An 18,398-nucleotide genomic window follows, 5' to 3' on the forward strand; every position below is an offset into this window, starting at 1 on the left:
GGCGCCCCTCACTCGTAGGTCTCGCCGGCGGCGGCCCGCGCGACGAGGGAGGCCGGGGGGCGGAACCGCTCGCCGTAGGTGTCCGCCAGCTCGTGCGCCCGCGCGACGAAGCCGTTCAGGCCGCCGTCGTACTGGTTGACGTACTGGAGCACGCCGCCGGTCCAGGCGGGGAAGCCGATGCCGTAGATCGACCCGATGTTCGCGTCGGCGACCGACGTGAGCACGCCGTCGTCGAGGCAGGCGATGGCGTCGAGGGCCTCGGCGAAGAGCATCCGCTCCTGCAGGTCCACCAGGGGGACGCGGGTGCTCCCCGACCCGTACCGCTCCCGCAGCCCGGGCCACAGGCGTGTGCGCCGGCCGGCCTCGTCGTAGTCGTAGAAGCCGCGGCGGGCCCGGCGGCCGGGACGGTCCTGGTCGTCGACCATCCAGTCGACGACGGCCTCGGCGGGGTGCGGCGCCCAGGTACTGCCCTCCGCCTCGTGCGCGGCCCGCGTCTCGGTGCGGATCTTCTGGGTGAGCGAGAGCGTGAGCTCGTCGAGGAGCTGCAGCGCGCCCGCGGGGTAGCCGGCCTGCAGCGCGGCCTGCTCCACGGACGCGGGCTCGACGCCCTCGCCCACGGCGGCGACGGCCTCGTCGATGAACCGACCGATGACCCGTGAGGTGAAGAAGCCTCGGGCGTCGTTGACGACGATCGGCGTCTTGCGGATCTGCAGCACGAAGTCGAAGACCTTCGCGAGCACCGCGTCGCTGGTGCGCGCGCCGCGGACGATCTCGACCAGCGGCATCTTGTCGACGGGGGAGAAGAAGTGGATGCCGATGAAGTCCTCGGCCCGGTCGACCCCCTCGGCCAGCAGCGAGATCGGCAGGGTGGACGTGTTCGAGCCGAGCACGGCGTCCGGCGCGACGACGTCCTGGATCTCGCGGAACACGGACTGCTTGAGGTCGACGGACTCGAAGACGGCCTCGACCACGAAGTCCACGCCCGCGAAGTCGGCGGGGTCGTCCGTGGTGACGATCCGCTCCAGCAGCGCGGCGCTCGCCTCCGGCGTCGTCCGCCCGCGGCCGAGCGCCTTCTCCTCGAGGCGGCGGGCGTAGTCCTTGCCCCGTTCCGCGGCGTCGAGGGACGTGTCCTTGAGCACGACGTCGATGCCGCTGCGGGCGGCCACGTAGGCGATGGCGGCGCCCATCATCCCGGCGCCCACGACGCCGACCTTCCTGGCGCGGGACGTCGGGTACCCGGAGGGCCGGCTGGCGCCGGCGTTGATGCTCTCCAGGTCGAAGAAGAACGCCTTGATCATGTTCTTCGCCACCGGCGAGTGCGTGAGCTGCACCAGGTAGCGGGTCTCGATCGTCGAGGCGGTGTCGAAGTCGACGTACGCGCCCTCGACGGCGGCCGCCATCGCGGCGCGCGGCGCGGGCATCGGGGCGCCCTTGACCTGCCGGCGCAGCATCGCGGGCATGGCGGCGAGCGCCTGCGCGAGGGACGGCGAGGTGGGTGCCCCTCCGGGCAGCCGGAAGCCCTTGACGTCCCACGGCTTGACCGGCTCGGGGTTCGCGAGGATCCACGCCTTCGCGCGGTCCCGGAGCTCCGCTGCGGGGACCACCTCGTCGACGAGTCCGACCTCGAGCGCGCCCTCCGCGGTGAACTTCGTGGCCGGCAGGATGACGTCCGCCAGGGCCTTCTGCAGCCCGAGCATCCGCACCGTGCGGCTCACGCCGCCGCCGCCGGGCAGCAGGCCGAGGGAGACCTCGGGCAGGCCGAGCCGCAGGCCGACGTCGCCCGCGGCGATGCGGTGGTGGGTGGCGAGCGCGACCTCGAGCCCACCGCCCAGCGCCGTCCCGTCGATCGCGGCGACCACCGGCCGGCCCAGCCGCTCGATGCGGCGCAGCAGGGACTTCACGTGCTCGATGTCCGCGGTCTCCTCGGCCGACCGTGCCGGGTCGGCGGAGCGGAGCAGCTCGAGGTCCCCGCCGGCGAACCAGCTCTTCTTCGCGGACGCGAGGACGACGCCGGAGATCCGGTCGCGCTCGGCCTCCAGGCGCTCCACGCTCGCCTCGAGCGCGGCCCGGAAGTGGGCGTTCATGGTGTTGGCGCCGCGGTCGGGGTCGTCCATGGTGAGGGTGACGACGCCGTCGCCGTCCTCGTCCCAGGCGTACCCGCCCCGCACGCCCGCCCGGTCCTCGATGACGCTCATGCCGTCTCCTCTTCCTCGACCCGCTCGATGATGGTGGCGATGCCCATGCCGGCCCCGACGCACAGCGTGGCGAGGCCGCGACGCAGGTCGCGGCGCTCCAGCTCGTCGAGCAGCGTGCCGAGGATCATCGCGCCCGTGGCGCCCAGCGGGTGCCCCATGGCGATCGCCCCGCCGTTGACGTTGACCTTGTCGTGCGGGATGCCGAGCTCGCGCTCCCAGTGCATGACGACCGAGGCGAACGCCTCGTTGAGCTCGAACAGGTCGATGTCGTCCACCGTGAGGCCCGCGCGGTCGAGCGCCTTGCGCGTGGCGGGCGCCGGCCCGGTGAGCATGATGGTGGGCTCCGACCCCGTGACGGCGGTCGCCACGACCCGCGCGCGCGGCCGCAGGCCGAGCCGCTCGCCCGCCTCCCGGCTGCCGACCACGACGAGGGCCGCGCCGTCGACGATGCCGGACGAGTTCGCGGCGGTGTGCACGTGGTCGATCGACTCGAGCCAGTGGTACTTCTGCAGCGCCACGGCGTCGAAGCCCGCCTGCGACCCGGGGATCTCGAACGCGGGCTTGAGGTGGCCCAGGCTCTCGACCGTGGAGCCCGGCCGGCGGTGCTCGTCGTGGTCGAGCAGCGTGACGCCGTTGAGGTCGCGCACGGGCACGACCGAGCGGGCGAACCGGCCCTCGCGCCACGCCTCGTCGGCCCGCCGCTGCGACTCGACCGCGTACCCGTCCACGTCCTCGCGCGAGAACCCGTCGAGGGTGGCGATGAGGTCGGCGCCGACGCCCTGGGGGACGAAGTAGAGGTCGTAGTTCGTGGTCGGGTCCTGCACGTAGGCCCCGCCGTCCGACCCGATCGGCACGCGCGACATCGACTCGACGCCGCCCGCGAGGACGAGGTCCTCGAAGCCGCTGGCCACCTTCTGCGCGGCGACGTTGACCGCCTCCAGGCCGGAGGCGCAGAACCGGTTGAGCTGGACGCCCGCGACGGTCTCGGGCAGGCCGGCGACCAGCGCCGCGGTGCGGGCGATGTCGCCGCCCTGCTCGCCGACGGGCGACACGACGCCGAGCACGACGTCGTCGACCGCCGCCGGGTCCATCGTGGGATGGCGTTCCTCGAGCGCGTGGATCAGCCCGACCACGAGGTCGACGGGCTTGACGCCGTGGAGCGCCCCGCCGCGGTTCTTGCCGCGCGGCGTACGGACCGCGTCGTAGATGTATGCCTCTGTCACGGATGTCCTCACAGCCCGAGGCCTCGACCGACGATCTCCTTCATGATCTCGGTCGTGCCTCCGTAGATGGTGGTGATGCGGGCGTCCTCGTAGTCCCGCGCGATGCGGTACTCGCGCATGTAGCCGTAGCCGCCGTGGAGCTGCAGGCAGCGGCCCACGACGTCGACGTACTGCTCGGTGGTCCAGAACTTGGCCGCGGCGGCGTCCTCGGGGTCCAGGGTGCCGGCGTCGTGCCGCGTGAGGCAGTCGTCCACGAGCGCGCGGCTGGCGCGCACGGCGGTGACCATCTCGGCGAGCTCGAACCGGGTGTTCTGGAACGACCCGATCGGCTGCCCGAAGGCCTGCCGCTGCTTCACGTACTCCAACGTGCGCTCCAGCACGCCCTCGCTGGAGGCGACGGCGGCCGCGGCGATGGAGATGCGCTCCTGCGGGAGGTTGCGCATGAGGCCCGCGAACCCGGTGCCCTCGTCGCCGAGCAGGTTCGCGGCCGGGACGCGCACGCCCTGGAAGGAGAGCTCGCTCGTGTCCTGGGCGTGCAGGCCGATCTTGTCGAGCCGGCGTCCCCGCGAGAAGCCGGGGGAGCCGGCCGGGATCACCAACAGGCTCAGGCCGCGGTGCGGGTGCTCGCCGGTGCGCACGGCCGTGACCACGAGGTCGGCGTTCTGCCCGTTGGAGATGAAGATCTTGGACCCGTCGACCACGTAGTCGTCGCCGTCGCGGACCGCCGACGTGCGGATTCCCGCGAGGTCGCTGCCGGTGCCGGGCTCGGACATCGCCACCGCGACGACCGACTCGCCGGCGGCGATGCCCGGGAGCCAGCGCTGCTTCTGCTCCTCGGTCGTCAGGTCGGTGAAGTACGGGATGACGATGTCGTTCGACAGCGCGATGCCCGCCATCCCGGACGACACGGGGTGGCGCGCGAGCTCCTCGCCCATCACCGCGTTGAAGCGGAAGTCGTCCGACCCGCCGCCGCCGAACCGCTCGGGGATGCCGAACCCGAGGATCCCCGCCTCGGCCGCCTGGACGAAGAGCTTGCGGTCGACCCGCCCCTCCGCGTCCCAGCGGTCGGCGTGGGGGCGTGCGTGCTGCTCGACGAAGGCGCGCACCATGTCGCGGAACTGCTCGTGCTCGTCCTCGTACAGGTCACGCGGCCCGATGATGCCGGTCATGCTGCCTCCGATCATCCTTGATCTCGACGTCCTACTTTTTATACCATGTTAGAAACTGTGGCAGCCAGGGGTTGATCCGAGCCTCTAGTCATGATGCGATGCTGGCGAGGTTTGAATCTGGATTAAGCAATCGCGCAAGGGAGCGTGACATGGGAGACCACCCCTCCCCGACGACGGACGGTCCCCGGCTGCGGGGCCGCGTCGCGGTCGTCACCGGGGCGAGCCGCGGCATCGGGTACGCGATCGCGCGGCGCTTCGCGGCCGAGGGCGCCGCGCTCGTGCTGACGGCACGGAAGCCGGACGCCCTGCGCGAGGCGGCGGAGGCGCTCGGGGACGTCCCGGTGCGGGTCGTGGCCGGCCGCGCCCAGGACCCGGACCACCGGCGCGAGGCGATCCGTACGGCCGTGGACGAGCTCGGCGGCCTGGACGTGCTGGTGAACAACGCGGGCATCAACCCCGTCTACGGTCCCCTCGTCGACCTGGACCACGAGGCGGCGCGCAAGATCCTCGAGGTCAACGTGCTGGGCACGCTCGGCTGGGTCCAGGAGGCGTGCGCCGCGGGCCTCGGGACGCGCGACGGCGCGGCCGTGCTCAACCTGTCGTCGGTGGTCGGCTCCGTCCCGTCGCCCGGGATCGGCTGGTACGGCGTGAGCAAGGCCGCCGTCTCCCACCTCACGGTGACCCTGGCGGCGGAGCTCGGTCCGCGGGTGCGGGTCAACGCGCTCGCCCCGGCGGTCGTGCGGACGCAGTTCGCCCGCGCGCTGTACGAGGGGCGCGAGGAGGCGGTGGCCGCGACCTACCCGATGCGGCGGCTGGGGACGCCCGACGACGTGGCCGCCGCCGCGGCCTACCTCTGCTCCGACGAGGCGGCCTGGGTCACCGGCCAGGTGCTGACCCTCGACGGCGGGCTGCTGGCGGCGGGAGGGACGGCGTGAGCGCCCGGGAGCCGGTGGGCGCCGGCGACGCCGCCGCCGCCGCCGACGCCGCCGACGCCGCCGACGTCGTCGAGCGCACCCGCCGCTTCGTCCGGGACGTGGTCCTCCCCGCGGAGCCGCCCGCGGGCATCGCCCTGGACGCCGCCGGGCGCCGCGCGCTGCAGCAGCAGGCCCGTGAGGCGGGGGTCTTCGCGCCGCACGCGCCGGTCCGCCTCGGCGGGCTCGGGCTGCCGCTGGGCGCGTGGTCCCCCGTCTTCCAGGAGGCCGGCTACTCCCCGGTGGGCCCGGCAGCCCTCAACTGCATGGCCCCGGACGAGGGGAACATGCTGCTGCTCGAGAGGATCGCCACCGCCGAGCAGCAGGAGCGGTTCCTCGCCCCGCTCGCCGCCGGCGAGGTGCGGTCGTGCTTCGCGATGACCGAGCCGCACCCTGGCGCCGGGTCCGACCCGGCCGCGCTGGCGACCACGGCGCGCCGCGTCGACGGCGGCTGGGTGCTCGACGGCGAGAAGCGGTTCGTCTCGGGGGCCGAGGAGGCGGGCTTCGCCATCGTCATGGCCCGCACGCCCGACCTCGGGGACGACGCGGCGACGCTCTTCCTCGTCCGCACGGACGCCGGGGGGTTCGAGCTCGGCCACCGCGTGCGCACGCTCGAACGGGCGATCACCGGCGGGCACCCGCACGTCTCGCTCAGCGGCTGCTTCGTGCGCGACGACGACGTGCTGGGCACGCCCGGGGACGGCTTCCGCCACGCGCAGGTGCGCCTCGGCCCGGCCCGGCTGACCCACTGCATGCGGTGGCTCGGCCTCGCCCGGCGCGCCCACGACACCGCGCTCGACCGCGTGCGGCACCGCGAGCTGTTCGGCGCCCGGCTGTCGGACCTCGGGATCGCGCAGGGCATGATCGCTGACTCCGAGATCGACCTGGCCAGCAGCGCCGCCCTGATCGACCGGGCGGCCGCGGCGCTGGAGGGCGGGGACGTCCGCGGGGGCGCCCAGGCGTCGTCGATCGCCAAGGTGCACTGCTCCGAGGCCGTGGGTCGCGTCGTCGACCGAGCCGTGCAGCTGTGCGGGGGAGACGGCGTCACGCTCGAGCTGCCCCTGGCCGCGTTCCTCGACGAGGTGCGCCCGTTCCGCGTCTACGACGGGTCGAGCGAGACGCACCGCTGGGCGATCGCCCGCCGCGCCGTCGCGCGTCGGCGCCGCGAGGTCGAGGGCGGCGAACGGGTCCTGGACCGGGCGGAGGGGCGGCGATGACGGCGCTCACGAGCACGCCGGACGGCGTCGACGTCGTGCGGACCCCGCGCCCTGGTGGCGGCGCCGTGGAGGCCGCGCGCCCGCCGCTGCTGGTGCTCGACCCGCTGGAGCGCTTCCTCGACGACGTCGGGATCCCCGCCGGGGAGCTGGCCTGGCGGCGGATCGGCGACGGCCAGGCGAACGTCACGTACGAGCTGCGACGCGGCGGGCAGCGCGTGGTGCTGCGCCGCGGCCCGCGGCCCCCGTTCCCGCCGTCGGCTCACGACATGGTGCGGGAGGCGCGCGTCGTCGCGGCGGTCGGGACGGCGGGCGTGCCGGTGCCGGCCGTGCGCGCGGTCTGCCCCGACGACGCCGTCGTCGGGGCGCCGTTCTACCTCATGGAGCTGGTCGAGGGAGAGGTGGTGACCGGTCGCCTCCCCGACGGGTTCGACGGCTCCGGCGACCGCGCCGCGCTGGTGCACGCGGCGGTCGACGCGCTCGCGGACCTGCACGCCGTCCCGCTCGAGGGCGACGTCGCCGCCCTCGGCCGCCCGGACGGCTACCTGGACCGCCAGGTGCGCCGGTTCGCCCAGCTGTGGCCGCTCAACACCCGGCGGTCGGTGCCGCTCGTGGAGTCCCTGGCGGAGCGGCTGGCGGCCACCCGTCCGGAGGGCGAGCGTGCCGCCGTCGTGCACGGCGACTACCGGCTGGGGAACCTCATGTTCGCGGCGCCCGAGCGCGTGGCGGCGATCCTGGACTGGGAGATGGCGACGCTCGGCGACCCGCTCGCCGACCTCGGGTACCTCGTCGCGACCTACTCCGCACCCGGCTCCGCGCCCACGCCGATGGACCTCACGCCGGTCACCACGGGGCCGGGGTTCCCGTCGCGCGCGGACCTCGTCGACCGGTACGCGGCGCGCACCGGGGCCGACGTCACGGCGCTGCCCTGGTACGAGGCGCTCGCGCTGTGGAAGTCGGCGATCTTCTGCGAGGCGATGTACTCCCGCTGGCTCGACGGGCAGCGCCCCGACGACGACTTCGCCCCGGCGCTCGCCGACGGCGTCCCCGCGCTCGCCGAGGCCGCCGCGCACGCCCTGCACCGTCACGAGAGAGGAAGCCGATGAAGATCGCGGTCCTGATGAAGGTGGTCCCGGACACGTACGGCGACCGGACGCTGTCCCTCGAGACGGGGCTCGCCGACCGGAGCCCCGACGACGCCGTCCTCGACGAGATCGACGAGCGGGCGCTCGAGGCGGCCCTGGCCCACGTGGACGAGCACCCCGACACCGAGGTGGTCGTGATCGCCATGGCGCCGGAGCTCGCGCAGACCAGCCTCCGCAAGGCGCTCGCCATGGGGGCGGCGTCGGCGCTCCAGGTGGTCGACGAGCGCCTCGTCGGGGCGGACGTCGTGCTGACCGCCGAGGTGCTCGCGGCGGCCGTCCGCCACGCCGGCGCCGACCTCGTGCTGGCCGGCGACGCGTCCACCGACGGGTCCGGGGGAGCGGTGCCCGCCGCCGTGGCGGAGGTGCTCGGCGTGCCGTGCGCGACGGCACTGCGCGAGGTCGGCATCACGGACGCCGAGGTCACGGGCGTGCGCGTGTCGGACGGCGCCACGCTGCGCGTCTCGGCGCCCCTGCCCGCGGTCGTCTCCGTGACCGAGGCCGCGCCAGGCCCCCGGCTCACGGGCTTCAAGGGGATCATGGCCGCCAAGAAGAAGGTCGTCGAGACGGTGACGGCGACCGACCTGGGGGTGGACCCCGAGCCTCCGGACGCCGCGCGCTCGATCATGACCGCGATCACCCGTCGGCCGCCGCGCACGGCCGGCACCAGGATCGTCGACACGGGCGACGCCGGCGACCAGGTGGCGCGCTTCCTCGTCGACGCCCGGCTGGCCTGAGGGAGGGGACGACATGACCGACGTCCGCGAGGAACCCGTCCTGGTGCTGCTCGACCGGGACCCGCAGGGCGGGCTCGCCCGCTCGGCCGCCGGCCTGCTGGCGGCCGCCGCGTCGATCGGCAGCCCCGTGGCCCTCGTGGTCGGGGCCGGTGCCGAGGACCAGGTGGTCGCCGCCGGAGCGCTCGGCGCCCGGCGGGTGCTGCACACGCCCGGCGACGCCGAGCGGCTCGGCGTGCCGGTCGTGGACGCGCTCGACGCCGCCGCCGGTCTCGTCCGGCCCGCGGCGGTGCTCGTGTCGCACTCGGTGGAGGGGCGCGAGGTGGCCGCGCGGTACGCCGTCCGGTCGCGCTCGGCGCTCGCCCTCGACGCGGTGGGAGTGTCGCGGGACGACGAGGGCGTCCTCGCGCACCACGCGGCCTACGGGGGCACGTACCTCGTCGACTCGGCCGCGACCTTCGGCGCCCCGGTCGTCACGCTGCGCGTGGGCGCCGTCGACGACCGCGCCCCGGCCGTCCATGACCCGCTGGGGGAGGAGCTCGCGGTGCCCGGGTCAGGACTGCCCGCGGCGGCGGTGCTCGCGGTCGAGCCCGTCGGGTCGGGCGCCGAGCGGCCGGAGCTCCGCGGGGCGGCGACCGTGGTCTCCGGCGGTCGCGGTCTGGGCTCCGCCGAGGGCTTCGCGCTGGTCGAGCAGCTGGCGGACGCCCTCGGCGGGGCGGTCGGCGCCTCCCGGGCGGCCGTCGACGCCGGGTTCGTGCCGGCGTCGTGCCAGGTCGGGCAGACCGGGGTGACGGTGTCGCCGAGGCTCTACGTGGCGCTCGGCATCTCGGGCGCGATCCAGCACCTCGCGGGCATGCAGACCGCCCAGACGATCGTCGTCGTCAACTCCGACGAGCACGCGCCGCTGTTCGAGATCGCGGACTTCGGCGTGGTGGGCGACGTCTTCGAGGTGGTGCCCCAGCTCGTCGCCGCGCTCGAGGCGAGGCGGGACGCATGACCCGGCAGGGGCTGCCCCGCCGGGCGGGAGGCCCGCCATGGCCGCCCGTGGACGACGTGCGCGACGGCGCGTCACCCGCGGCGTCCCGACCCGCCGGGGCGGACGGGACGACGAGCACCGCGGCGCCCGGAGCGGACGGGACGACGAGCGCCACGGCCGCCGGAGCGGATGCCGCGCGCGGTGGCCCGCGCCGCGGCCTCTCCCGCGTCGCTGGGCAGACGGGCGATGCCTCGGCCGCGTTGTCGGCGGGCGGCCGGGATGGTGCCGAGGAAGGCGCCGGCCAGCTGGTGGCCGCGCGGGGCGCCGCGGCGCCGGCCGTGCGGCGCGGCCTGCCGAGGTTCGCGGGCGGGGAGCCCTGGCCTCCGGCCGGCACCGCGCCGCCGGGGCGGGGGGTGGCCGGCGCGGCGGCCGTCGACGCGGCACGAGTGGCACCGGGTGCCGACGACGAGCGGGTCGCCGACGCCGGCCCGCGCGTCGGCGCGGCCGGGGGCGGCGCGGGTGAGGGCGGTAGGACGCGACCGGGGGAGGACGGGCCGACGCCGCACCCGGTCGCCGCGGCCCCGCGCCGTCGTCGGCCCCCGGCATGGGCGGGCCGGGCGGGGATCGCCGCCGCGGTGGCGGTCGTCGTCCTGGGCGCGCTCGTCCTGGCCGCCCGCTGGTGGGTCGGCACCGACGCGGGGCAGCGGTTCCTCGCGATCTATCCGGGCACCGCCCCGATGCCCGACGGCGCCCCGGTGGGCATCCCGGCGTGGCTGGCGTGGCAGCACTTCTTCAACGTGTTCCTGCTGGTGCTGGCGGTGCGGACCGGGCTGCAGGTGCGGCTGCAGCGCCGACCGGCGGCGTCGTGGGCGCCGCGCTCGGATCCGGCGGCGCGGATCTGGCTGATGGCCTGGGCGCACCAGGCGCTCGACGCGCTCTGGGTGCTCAACGGACTGCTCTACGTGGTGCTGCTGTTCACGACCGGGCAGTGGATGCGGATCGTCCCGACCAGCTGGACCGTCGTCCCGGAGGCCTTGTCCGCCGGGATCCAGTACCTGTCGCTGCAGTGGCCCACCGAGGACGGATGGGTGCACTACAACGGGTTGCAGCAGCTCGCCTACTTCGTGACCGTCTTCGTCGCCGCGCCCCTGGCGATCCTCAGCGGGGTGCGCATGAGCGTGTACTGGCGGTCCCGGCCCGCGGCGGACCGGCTCGTCCCGATCGGGCTCGCCCGGCGGGTCCACTTCCCGGTGATGCTCTACTTCGTCGCGTTCGTCGTCCTGCACGTGACGCTGGTGCTGGCGACCGGGGCACGGCGCAACCTCGACCACATGTTCGCCGCGCGCGACGACGGGAGCTGGGTCGGCCTGGTGCTGTTCCTCGTCTCCGTCGTCGTGATCGCCGGCGCCGCCGCCGCGCTGCGTCCCGTCGTCGTCGCGCCCGTGGCCCGGCGCTTCGGCACCGTCAGCGGGCGCTGACAGACCTGCCTCGAACGTCCACCTCCCGAGCGTGAAGGAGCGACCATGAGCGACACCGTCGAGATCAAGAAGGGCCTCGCAGGGGTGACGGTCGACCGCACCGCGGTCTCGTCCGTCAACGCCGCGACCAACTCGCTGCTGTACCGGGGGTACCCGGTCCAGGAGCTCGCCGCGACCGCCTCGTTCGAGGAGGTGGTCCACCTGCTGTGGCACGGCGAGCTCCCCGACTCCGCCGGGCTCGAGCGCTTCATGGCGGCCGAACGGCGCCACCGCGCGCTCGACCCCGACCTGGTGCGGGTGCTCGACGGGCTGTCGTCCGCCGCCCACCCGATGGACGTGGTGCGTACCGCCGTCAGCATTCTCGGCACGGACGACCCGGACGCGTGGGACCACGAGCCGGACGCCGTCCTCGACAAGGCTCTCGTCCTGTATGCGACGCTGCCCACCGTCGTCGCCCACGTGCAGCGCCGCCGCCGCGGCCTGGAGCCCGTGCCGCCGCGCGACGACCTGGGCTACGCCGCGAACTTCCTGTGGATGTCGTTCGGCGAGGAGCCGGACCAGGTCGCGTGCCGGGCGTTCGACGTCTCGATGACGCTGTACGCGGAGCACTCGTTCAACGCGTCGACGTTCGCCGCGCGCGTCGTCACCTCGACGCTGTCCGACTACTACAGCGCGATCGTCGCGGCCATCGGCGCGCTCAAGGGCCCGCTGCACGGCGGGGCGAACGAGGCCGTCATGCACACGTTCGCCGAGATCGGGACGGCGGACGCCGCGGCCGGGTGGCTCGACGACGCGCTCGCGGCCAAGCGGAAGGTCATGGGCTTCGGCCACCGGGTCTACAAGCGCGGCGACTCGCGGGTCCCCACCATGAAGGCCGCCCTCGACACCCTGGTCGAGCACTACGACCGCCCCGACCTGGCGGCCCTGTACGACGCGCTCGAGGCGGAGTTCGTCGGCCGCAAGGGCATCTACCCGAACCTCGACTACCCCTCCGGCCCGGCCTACCACCTCATCGGCTTCGACACGGAGCTGTTCACCCCGATCTTCGTCGCCTCGCGCATCGCGGGCTGGACGGCCCACGTCCAGGAGCAGCTCGCCTCGAACGCGCTGATCCGGCCGCTCAGCGCCTATGACGGCGTGCCCGAGCGGCACGTCGACGGCTACGTGCCCGACGACGCCGCGCTCGCGGCCGCGACCCGGGAGGTGGAGCAGGCGGGGTAGCGGCACGCGCTCGGTGATAGAACACCTGTTCGAACCGGGGTTATCCTGCTCGCGTGGAAAGCAGGCGAGACGAGGCCGGCGGATCGTCCGGCGCGGTCGACCGGGTGCCGCTGCGCGACGCGGCGGAGGGCGCGCCGGGACGGTCGCGCGACGGCGCGCACGTCACGCGCCCCGAGCGCGGGATCCCCGTGCGGGCCTGGATCACGTCGCGCCAGTCCGGCGAGCAGCTCGTCGACGGCGAGGCGACCGCCTGGACCGACGCGCAGGTGCACGTCCGGTACGTCGACTCCCACGGTCGCGAGGGCTTCGTCTGGCTGTGGGCGGGGGCGATCACCCGGCGGTAGGCGGGCGCCGTGCACCTGGTCGCGCACGGCTGTCGAGTCGGCGGAGCGCGACCTAGCCTGAGAAGGCGACCCGTGGCGCCCGTCGCCACGCCCGCGTCGTCGAGAGGATCGCGTCATGAGGGACGTGCGCTGCGTGCTGGGCATGCACAAGTGGCTCCGGCGCCAGAACGAGGACTCGCAATACCTGCTCTGTGCGCGCTGCGGGCGGGACCGACCGACGGACGGGCGGGTGCCGCCGATCGGGCGGATGGTCTGACTGCACCCACCGTCCGCCCCCGTCGGCCGCCTGCGCCGGCCGACGCTCAGCCGGATCCTGCCGTGCTGGCGGAGACACCGAACGGCGGCCCGCCCCCAAGGGTGGGCCGCCGTCCGGGCGGCGTCAGCGGGCCCGCGCAGGGCCGCCGATCAGATGTCGTAGTAGAGCTCGAACTCGTGGGGGTGCGGGCGCAGGCGGATCGGGTCGATCTCGTTGCTGCGCTTGTAGTCGATCCACGTGGCGATGAGGTCCTCGGAGAAGACGTCACCCTGCGTGAGGAACTCGTGGTCGCGCTCGAGGTTGTCGAGGGCCTCCTCGAGGGACGCGGGCACCTGGGCGATCTGCGCGTGCTCCTCGGGGGGCAGCTCGTACAGGTCCTTGTCGATCGGCGCCGGCGGCTCGATGCGGTTCTTGATGCCGTCGATGCCGGCGAGGAGCTGCGCGGCGAACGCGAGGTACGGGTTGGCCGTCGGGTCCGGCACGCGGAACTCGACGCGCTTGGCCTTCGGCGAGGAGCCGGTCACCGGGATGCGGATGCACGCGGAGCGGTTGCGGGCCGAGTAGACCAGGTTGACCGGGGCCTCGTAGCCGGGCACCAGGCGGCGGTAGGAGTTCACCGACGGGTTGGTGAAGGCGAGCAGCGACGGCGCGTGCTTGAGCAGGCCGCCGATGTACCAGCGGGCCGTGTCGGACAGGCCGCCGTAGCCCTTCTCGTCGTAGAACAGCGGCTCGCCGTTCAGCCACAGCGACTGGTGCGAGTGCATGCCCGAGCCGTTGTCGCCGAAGATCGGCTTCGGCATGAAGGTGACGGTCTTGCCGTGCTGCCAGGCGACGTTCTTGATGACGTACTTGAACTTCATCAGGTCGTCGGCCGAGTGCAGCAGCGTGTTGAACCGGTAGTTGATCTCCTGCTGGCCGGCGGTGCCCACCTCGTGGTGCGCGCGCTCGACGTCGAGCCCGACCTCCGCCAGGACCGCGCACATCTCGTCGCGCAGGTCGGCGAACTGGTCGTTGGGGGAGACGGGGAAGTAGCCGCCCTTGTAGCGGGTCTTGTACCCGAGGTTGCCGCCCTCCTCCTCACGCCCGGTGTTCCACGCGGCCTCGACCGAGTCGAGGCTGTAGAAGCTCTCGTGCTGGTTCGTCGAGAAGCGGACGTCGTCGAAGATGTAGAACTCGGCCTCGGGGGCGAAGAACGCGGTGTCCGCGATGCCGGTCGACTTCAGGTACGCCTCGGCCTTGGCGGCGATCGTGCGCGGGTCGCGCGAGTAGGGCTCGTCCGTGAACGGGTCCACGATGGAGAAGTTGACGATGAGCGTCTTGCGCTTGCGGAACGGGTCCAGGTACGCCGTGGTGACGTCCGGCACGAGCTTCATGTCCGACTCGTGGATCGCCTGGAAGCCGCGGATCGACGAACCGTCGAACATGAGGCCCTCGGTGAAGGAGTCCTCCGAGAACTGCTCCACGGGGATGTTGAAGTGCTGCATCACGCCCGGCAGGTCGATGAAGCGGACGTCGATGAACTCCACCCCCTCGCGACGGGTGAAGGCGATGGCCTCCTCGGCGTTCGTGAACATGCATGCACTCCTTGCGTGGATGGTGCCGTTCGGTCGGTGCCGCCGGACGGTTCCGAAGGACGGGCGCGACGGGCCGGTGCTCGCCGCTCGACGACCACGACCGTAGGGTGACGGCGTTTCTCCGGCATGGCGCGATTGTTTCCAACACGTTACGGCGGTCGTCCTCCCGGCGCCGCGTAGCCTTGACGTATGGCATCGCCGGAGGACATCTCGAGAGAAGACGTCGGGTCGTGGCTCGAGGGCGGGCGTCGCGACGACGCCGGGAGCGGCGGACGCCTGGGGCTCCCTGACACCGGCCCGGGGTCGCTCGCACGGCTCGGACGCCGGGCCGTGGCCCTCGTCGTCGACTGGGCGGTGGCGACGCTGATCGCCTACCTGGTGACGAGCCCGGTGTCGTTCGCCGAGCTGAACTCGTGGGTCACCCTCGGCGTCTTCGCGCTCGAGAACCTGCTGCTGGTCAGCACCGTCGGCTTCACTCTCGGCCACCGCCTCCTGGGCATGCAGGTCCGCGCCCTGGGCGCCCCCGACGGTGTCGCGCCGGGCTTCGCGCGCGGCGCGGTGCGCACCCTGCTGCTGTGCCTCGTGATCCCCGCCGTCGTGTGGGACCGCGACGGGCGCGGCCTGCACGACCGGGCTGCCGGGACGGTCCTCGTCCGCCGCTGACGCCGCCACGACCGCACCCGTCGCAACGAGATCGACCCACCCGTCGCGACGTCGACCCTCGGTGGGTCGATCTCGCAGCGGGTGGGTCGATCTCGTGGGACCTGCGCCGGTCAGCGGCCCTTGAGCCCCTTGCGGTCCGGGCGCGCCCGCATCGGGTCGACGCCCTTGGGGATCGGCAGGCGCGCGCCGCCGAGCGCCTTGAGGCGCTTCTTGACCTGCTCCGCCTCGGGCTTGGTCAGGCTGCGCTTGAGCTTCTGCACCTTCTTGGCGACCTTGGGCAGCGGGACCTGCCCCTCTTCGTTGCCGACCTGGATGAGGGTGATCGGCACGTTCGGCAGCACGCGCGCCGTCTTGCGGCGCTCGTCCTCGAGGAGGCGCTGCACCCGGTGCGACGGGCCCTCGGAGACGAGGACGACGCCCGGCCGCCCGACGCCGCGGAACACGAAGTCCTGGGTGCGCGGGTTGATCGCGACCGGCTCGTCCGCGAACTCCCACCCGCCGCGGACGGTGCCGAGCGCCGCACGGGCGGCGCCGGGCTGGCCCTCGATCTGGGTGTACGCGGCCTTCTCGGCCTTGCGTGTCAGGACGAACATCGCGCCCAGCGCCGCGAACGGGACGCCGAGCACGACGATGTACAGGATCTGGAAGCCGGTCGGCAGGTCGAGCAGCAGCACGATCGCGGCGACGACCGCGAGGACCCCGACGAACACGCCGAGGAGCAGCCACGTCACCGTGGGGTCCTGCTTGCGCGTCATCTGGTACGCGGCCCACACCTGGTGGTACCAGCGCTGCTTCTTGGGCTTCTTCTGCTTGCCGGTGGCGTCAGCGGGCGCGCCGGCGTCGGACTTGGTGCGGGCCATGGTCGTCAAGTCTAGTGGGCTCGCGGGGCAAGGAGGCTCGCCGCCTCCTGGCGCGACGTCGTCGGCTCCGCGAGGTGCGCGAGCGACTCCGGGATGGGCAGGCCGCGGCGCGTCATCGCCTGGCCCCACAGGCGGCCCGCGCGGTATGACGAGCGCACCAGCGGCCCGGCCATGACGCCCAGGAAGCCCATCTCCTCGGCCGCCTCGGAGAGCTCGACGAACTCCTCCGGGCGCACCCAGCGGTCCACCGGGTGGTGGCGCAGCGACGGGCGCAGGTACTGCGTGATCGTCACGAGGTCGCAGCCGGCGTCGTGCAGGTCCTGCAGCGCGTCGCGGGCCTCGTCGATCGTCTCGCCCATGCCGAGGATGAGGTTCGACTTGGTGACCAGGCCGGCCTCGCGCGCCCGGGTGAGCACGGACAGCGAGCGCTCGTAGCGGAACGCGGGGCGGATCTGCTTGAAGATGCGCGGCACGGTCTCGACGTTGTGCGCCATGACCTCGGGCCGCGACTCGTTGACGACGTCGAGCAGCTCGGGGATCGCGTTGAAGTCGGGGATGAGGAGCTCGACGCCCGTGCCGGGGTTGAGCGCGTGGATCTGGCGCACGGTCTCGGCGTAGAGCCACGCCCCGCCGTCGGCCAGGTCGTCGCGGGCGACGCCGGTGATCGTCGAGTACTTCAGGCCCATCGTCCGCACGGACTCGGCGACGCGGCGCGGCTCGTCGGCGTCGAAGTCGGCCGGCTTGCCCGTGTCGATCTGGCAGAAGTCGCAGCGGCGGGTGCACTGGTCACCGCCGATGAGGAACGTGGCCTCGCGGTCCTCCCAGCACTCGAAGATGTTGGGACAGCCCGCCTCCTCGCACACCGTGTGCAGGCCCTCGCCCTTGACCAGGCCCTTGAGCTCCCGGTACTCGGGGCCCATCGTGGCCTTCGTCTTGATCCACTCGGGCTTCTTCTCGATGGGGGTGGCGGCGTTGCGGGCCTCGATGCGCAGCATGCGGCGGCCCTCGGGTGCGATCGTCACGGGTGTCTCCCGGTCGTCGTCGAGCAGGTGGACGTCCGGCGTGACTGACCTGTGCGGACCCTGACCGCCGGACCTCGTCAGAGTACGTGAGCGGCGCGCCCGGGCGCCGCGACCTGCTCACCGTGTGGACGTGACCTCAGCAACACCCGGCGCGGCGACCGCTGCCGTGGGGGTCGCGCGCAGCGGGTCGAGGTGGCGGGTGAGGGCGTCGACGAGCGGCGCGCGGACGTCGTCGAGCGTGACGTGCCGACCGGTCTCGATGGTCAGCGAGGTGACGTCGGCGTCGGTGATGCCGCACGGCACGATGCTGTCGAAGCGGGTCAGGTCGGGGTCGCAGTTGAGCGCGATGCCGTGCATCGTCACGCCCTTGGCGGTGCGGACGCCGATGGCGCAGACCTTGCGCTCGAGGCGGTCGCCGTCGGCGGCGAACCAGACGCCGGTGCGGTCCTCGACCCGGATCGTCGCGAGACCGAACCCGGCGCACACCTCCATGACGGCCTCCTCGAGCGCCCGGACGTACGCGACGACGTCGATGGGCTCGGCGAGCCGCAGGATCGGGTAGACCACCTGCTGCCCGGGGCCGTGCCAGGTGATCTTGCCGCCGCGGTCGACGTCGACGACGGGGGTGCCGTCGGTGGGGCGCTCGTCGCGGTGGGTGCGCCGCCCGGCCGTGTAGACGTCGGGGTGCTCCACGACGATCAGCGTGTCGGGGCGGTCGCCGGCGACGACGTCGGCGTGCACGCGGCGCTGGAGCTCCCACGCCTCGTGGTAGTCGGTCAGTCCGGGCAGCGTCATCACGTCCACCCGGCCGAGGCTAGCCCCTCGCCGTGCGGTCAGTCCTCGGCGTCGCGCTGCGCCCGCACGAGGGTGACGAGGATCTCACGCAGCCGGGCCACGTCGTCGTCGGCGAGGCCGCGGGCGGTGAGGTCCTCGGCCGGCTGCAGCCGGCCGGCCTCCGCGGCGGCGCGGCGGCCGGGGTCGGTGACCGCGACGGCGCGGCGGCGGCGGTCGCGGGGGTCCTCGCCGCGGGTGACGTAGCCGGCGCGCTCCAACCGCGCGACGATGCGGCTCATCGTCTGCTCGGTGACGCCGTTGAGCGTCGCGAGCTCGCGCTGCGTCCGGGGCCCGGCGAACAGGTGCAGCAGCACGGGGAAGCCCGCGTGGTTGAGGTTCCAGCCCGCGAGGTGGGCGTTCCAGTCGTGCTCGATGCGGCGCACGACGGTGAACAGCAGCCGGCCGGTGGGCCACTGTCCGGGGTCGTCGCTGGTGGGGTCGACCGGGTCGGGCCACGCGTGGGGAGCGGTGCCGGGCGCTGCCGCGGTGTCACGCGCTTCGTGGTGCTGCACTTGCTTCCTC

The 18,398-nt window shown here is 73.8% G+C and carries 17 protein-coding genes; 9 read left to right on the plus strand and 8 right to left on the minus strand.

The window, feature by feature from the left end; all coding sequences use genetic code 11:
- Positions 1-8 precede the first annotated feature (8 nt).
- From ACFQ8T_RS03470 to ACFQ8T_RS03480, 3 genes are read right to left on the minus strand one after another with little or no spacing between them, the layout of a single operon-like run.
- Positions 9-2,195, minus strand: a complete 2,187-nt coding sequence (locus tag ACFQ8T_RS03470; protein WP_430545172.1) for a 3-hydroxyacyl-CoA dehydrogenase NAD-binding domain-containing protein — start codon at positions 2,193-2,195, stop codon at positions 9-11.
- Positions 2,192-3,418, minus strand: coding sequence for an acetyl-CoA C-acetyltransferase (locus ACFQ8T_RS03475; RefSeq protein WP_430545173.1), 1,227 nt, complete (start codon positions 3,416-3,418; stop codon positions 2,192-2,194). Before ACFQ8T_RS03475 ends, ACFQ8T_RS03470 begins: the two co-directional genes overlap by 4 nt.
- A gap of 8 nt (positions 3,419-3,426) precedes the next feature.
- Complete coding sequence (locus ACFQ8T_RS03480) at positions 3,427-4,587, minus strand: acyl-CoA dehydrogenase family protein (RefSeq protein WP_430545174.1); 1,161 nt, start codon at positions 4,585-4,587, stop codon at positions 3,427-3,429.
- A gap of 149 nt (positions 4,588-4,736) precedes the next feature.
- Between ACFQ8T_RS03480 and ACFQ8T_RS03485 the strand changes: the two genes are divergently transcribed.
- From ACFQ8T_RS03485 to ACFQ8T_RS03520, 8 genes are read left to right on the plus strand one after another with little or no spacing between them, the layout of a single operon-like run.
- Complete coding sequence (locus ACFQ8T_RS03485; protein ID WP_430545175.1) at positions 4,737-5,522, plus strand: SDR family oxidoreductase; 786 nt, start codon at positions 4,737-4,739, stop codon at positions 5,520-5,522.
- Positions 5,519-6,775, plus strand: coding sequence for an acyl-CoA dehydrogenase family protein (locus ACFQ8T_RS03490; RefSeq protein WP_430545176.1), 1,257 nt, complete (start codon positions 5,519-5,521; stop codon positions 6,773-6,775). The genes ACFQ8T_RS03485 and ACFQ8T_RS03490 overlap by 4 nt, the downstream gene beginning before the upstream one ends.
- Positions 6,772-7,878 carry a phosphotransferase family protein gene (locus tag ACFQ8T_RS03495; RefSeq protein ID WP_430545177.1) on the plus strand — a complete coding sequence of 369 codons (1,107 nt, stop codon included), beginning with the start codon at positions 6,772-6,774 and terminating at the stop codon, positions 7,876-7,878. The genes ACFQ8T_RS03490 and ACFQ8T_RS03495 overlap by 4 nt, the downstream gene beginning before the upstream one ends.
- Positions 7,875-8,651, plus strand: coding sequence for an electron transfer flavoprotein subunit beta/FixA family protein (locus ACFQ8T_RS03500; protein ID WP_430545178.1), 777 nt, complete (start codon positions 7,875-7,877; stop codon positions 8,649-8,651). Before ACFQ8T_RS03495 ends, ACFQ8T_RS03500 begins: the two co-directional genes overlap by 4 nt.
- A gap of 13 nt (positions 8,652-8,664) precedes the next feature.
- On the plus strand, positions 8,665-9,645 hold the full coding sequence (locus ACFQ8T_RS03505; protein ID WP_430545179.1) for an electron transfer flavoprotein subunit alpha/FixB family protein: 981 nt from the start codon (positions 8,665-8,667) through the stop codon (positions 9,643-9,645).
- Positions 9,642-11,102 (plus strand): cytochrome b/b6 domain-containing protein, encoded by a 1,461-nt coding sequence (locus ACFQ8T_RS03510; RefSeq protein ID WP_430545180.1) that lies wholly within the window; start codon positions 9,642-9,644, stop codon positions 11,100-11,102. The genes ACFQ8T_RS03505 and ACFQ8T_RS03510 overlap by 4 nt, the downstream gene beginning before the upstream one ends.
- 45 nt (positions 11,103-11,147) lie before the next feature.
- A complete protein-coding gene (locus ACFQ8T_RS03515; protein WP_430545181.1) occupies positions 11,148-12,323 on the plus strand; it encodes a bifunctional 2-methylcitrate synthase/citrate synthase in 1,176 nt (391 codons plus the stop codon).
- A 53-nt stretch (positions 12,324-12,376) separates the two neighbouring features.
- Positions 12,377-12,667, plus strand: a complete 291-nt coding sequence (locus ACFQ8T_RS03520; protein WP_430545182.1) for a hypothetical protein — start codon at positions 12,377-12,379, stop codon at positions 12,665-12,667.
- A 405-nt stretch (positions 12,668-13,072) separates the two neighbouring features.
- Here the strand turns inward: ACFQ8T_RS03520 and glnA are convergent, their stop codons facing one another.
- Positions 13,073-14,497: a type I glutamate--ammonia ligase gene (gene glnA / locus ACFQ8T_RS03525; protein ID WP_430545183.1), complete on the minus strand. Its 1,425-nt coding sequence runs from the start codon at positions 14,495-14,497 to the stop codon at positions 13,073-13,075.
- Between the two features lie 189 nt (positions 14,498-14,686).
- Here glnA and ACFQ8T_RS03530 point away from each other — a divergent pair, with 189 nt between their 5' ends.
- Entirely contained in the window at positions 14,687-15,160 is a 474-nt protein-coding gene (locus ACFQ8T_RS03530; RefSeq protein ID WP_430545184.1) for an RDD family protein, read from the plus strand.
- A gap of 110 nt (positions 15,161-15,270) precedes the next feature.
- Here ACFQ8T_RS03530 and ACFQ8T_RS03535 read toward each other — a convergent pair whose 3' ends face one another.
- The 4 genes from ACFQ8T_RS03535 to ACFQ8T_RS03550 all read right to left on the minus strand — a co-directional run bounded on the left by ACFQ8T_RS03535 (position 15,271) and on the right by ACFQ8T_RS03550 (position 18,388).
- Positions 15,271-16,020: a DUF4191 domain-containing protein gene (locus ACFQ8T_RS03535; protein WP_430545185.1), complete on the minus strand. Its 750-nt coding sequence runs from the start codon at positions 16,018-16,020 to the stop codon at positions 15,271-15,273.
- 11 nt (positions 16,021-16,031) lie between these two features.
- Positions 16,032-17,042 carry a lipoyl synthase gene (gene lipA / locus ACFQ8T_RS03540; protein WP_430545186.1) on the minus strand — a complete coding sequence of 337 codons (1,011 nt, stop codon included), beginning with the start codon at positions 17,040-17,042 and terminating at the stop codon, positions 16,032-16,034.
- Positions 17,043-17,159: 117 nt separating this feature from the next.
- Positions 17,160-17,837, minus strand: coding sequence for a lipoyl(octanoyl) transferase LipB (lipB, locus tag ACFQ8T_RS03545; protein WP_430545602.1), 678 nt, complete (start codon positions 17,835-17,837; stop codon positions 17,160-17,162).
- Between the two features lie 38 nt (positions 17,838-17,875).
- On the minus strand, positions 17,876-18,388 hold the full coding sequence (locus ACFQ8T_RS03550; RefSeq protein ID WP_430545187.1) for a MarR family winged helix-turn-helix transcriptional regulator: 513 nt from the start codon (positions 18,386-18,388) through the stop codon (positions 17,876-17,878).
- Between the last annotated feature and the right edge of the window lie 10 nt (positions 18,389-18,398).

The organism is Isoptericola sp. NPDC056618 (assembly GCF_042792715.1).
GTDB lineage: Bacteria > Actinomycetota > Actinomycetes > Actinomycetales > Cellulomonadaceae > Isoptericola > Isoptericola nanjingensis.

Coding starts and splice junctions, on each gene's coding strand:
- ACFQ8T_RS03485 (WP_430545175.1), top strand. CDS start 4,737: ATGGGAGACCACCCCTCCCCGACGACGGACGGTCCCCGGCTGCGGGGC.
- ACFQ8T_RS03495 (WP_430545177.1), top strand. CDS start 6,772: ATGACGGCGCTCACGAGCACGCCGGACGGCGTCGACGTCGTGCGGACC.
- ACFQ8T_RS03470 (WP_430545172.1), bottom strand. CDS start 2,195: ATGAGCGTCATCGAGGACCGGGCGGGCGTGCGGGGCGGGTACGCCTGG.
- glnA (WP_430545183.1), bottom strand. CDS start 14,497: ATGTTCACGAACGCCGAGGAGGCCATCGCCTTCACCCGTCGCGAGGGG.
- ACFQ8T_RS03510 (WP_430545180.1), top strand. CDS start 9,642: ATGACCCGGCAGGGGCTGCCCCGCCGGGCGGGAGGCCCGCCATGGCCG.
- ACFQ8T_RS03515 (WP_430545181.1), top strand. CDS start 11,148: ATGAGCGACACCGTCGAGATCAAGAAGGGCCTCGCAGGGGTGACGGTC.
- ACFQ8T_RS03505 (WP_430545179.1), top strand. CDS start 8,665: ATGACCGACGTCCGCGAGGAACCCGTCCTGGTGCTGCTCGACCGGGAC.
- ACFQ8T_RS03535 (WP_430545185.1), bottom strand. CDS start 16,020: ATGGCCCGCACCAAGTCCGACGCCGGCGCGCCCGCTGACGCCACCGGC.
- lipB (WP_430545602.1), bottom strand. CDS start 17,837: ATGACGCTGCCCGGACTGACCGACTACCACGAGGCGTGGGAGCTCCAG.
- ACFQ8T_RS03500 (WP_430545178.1), top strand. CDS start 7,875: ATGAAGATCGCGGTCCTGATGAAGGTGGTCCCGGACACGTACGGCGAC.
- ACFQ8T_RS03530 (WP_430545184.1), top strand. CDS start 14,687: ATGGCATCGCCGGAGGACATCTCGAGAGAAGACGTCGGGTCGTGGCTC.
- ACFQ8T_RS03480 (WP_430545174.1), bottom strand. CDS start 4,587: ATGACCGGCATCATCGGGCCGCGTGACCTGTACGAGGACGAGCACGAG.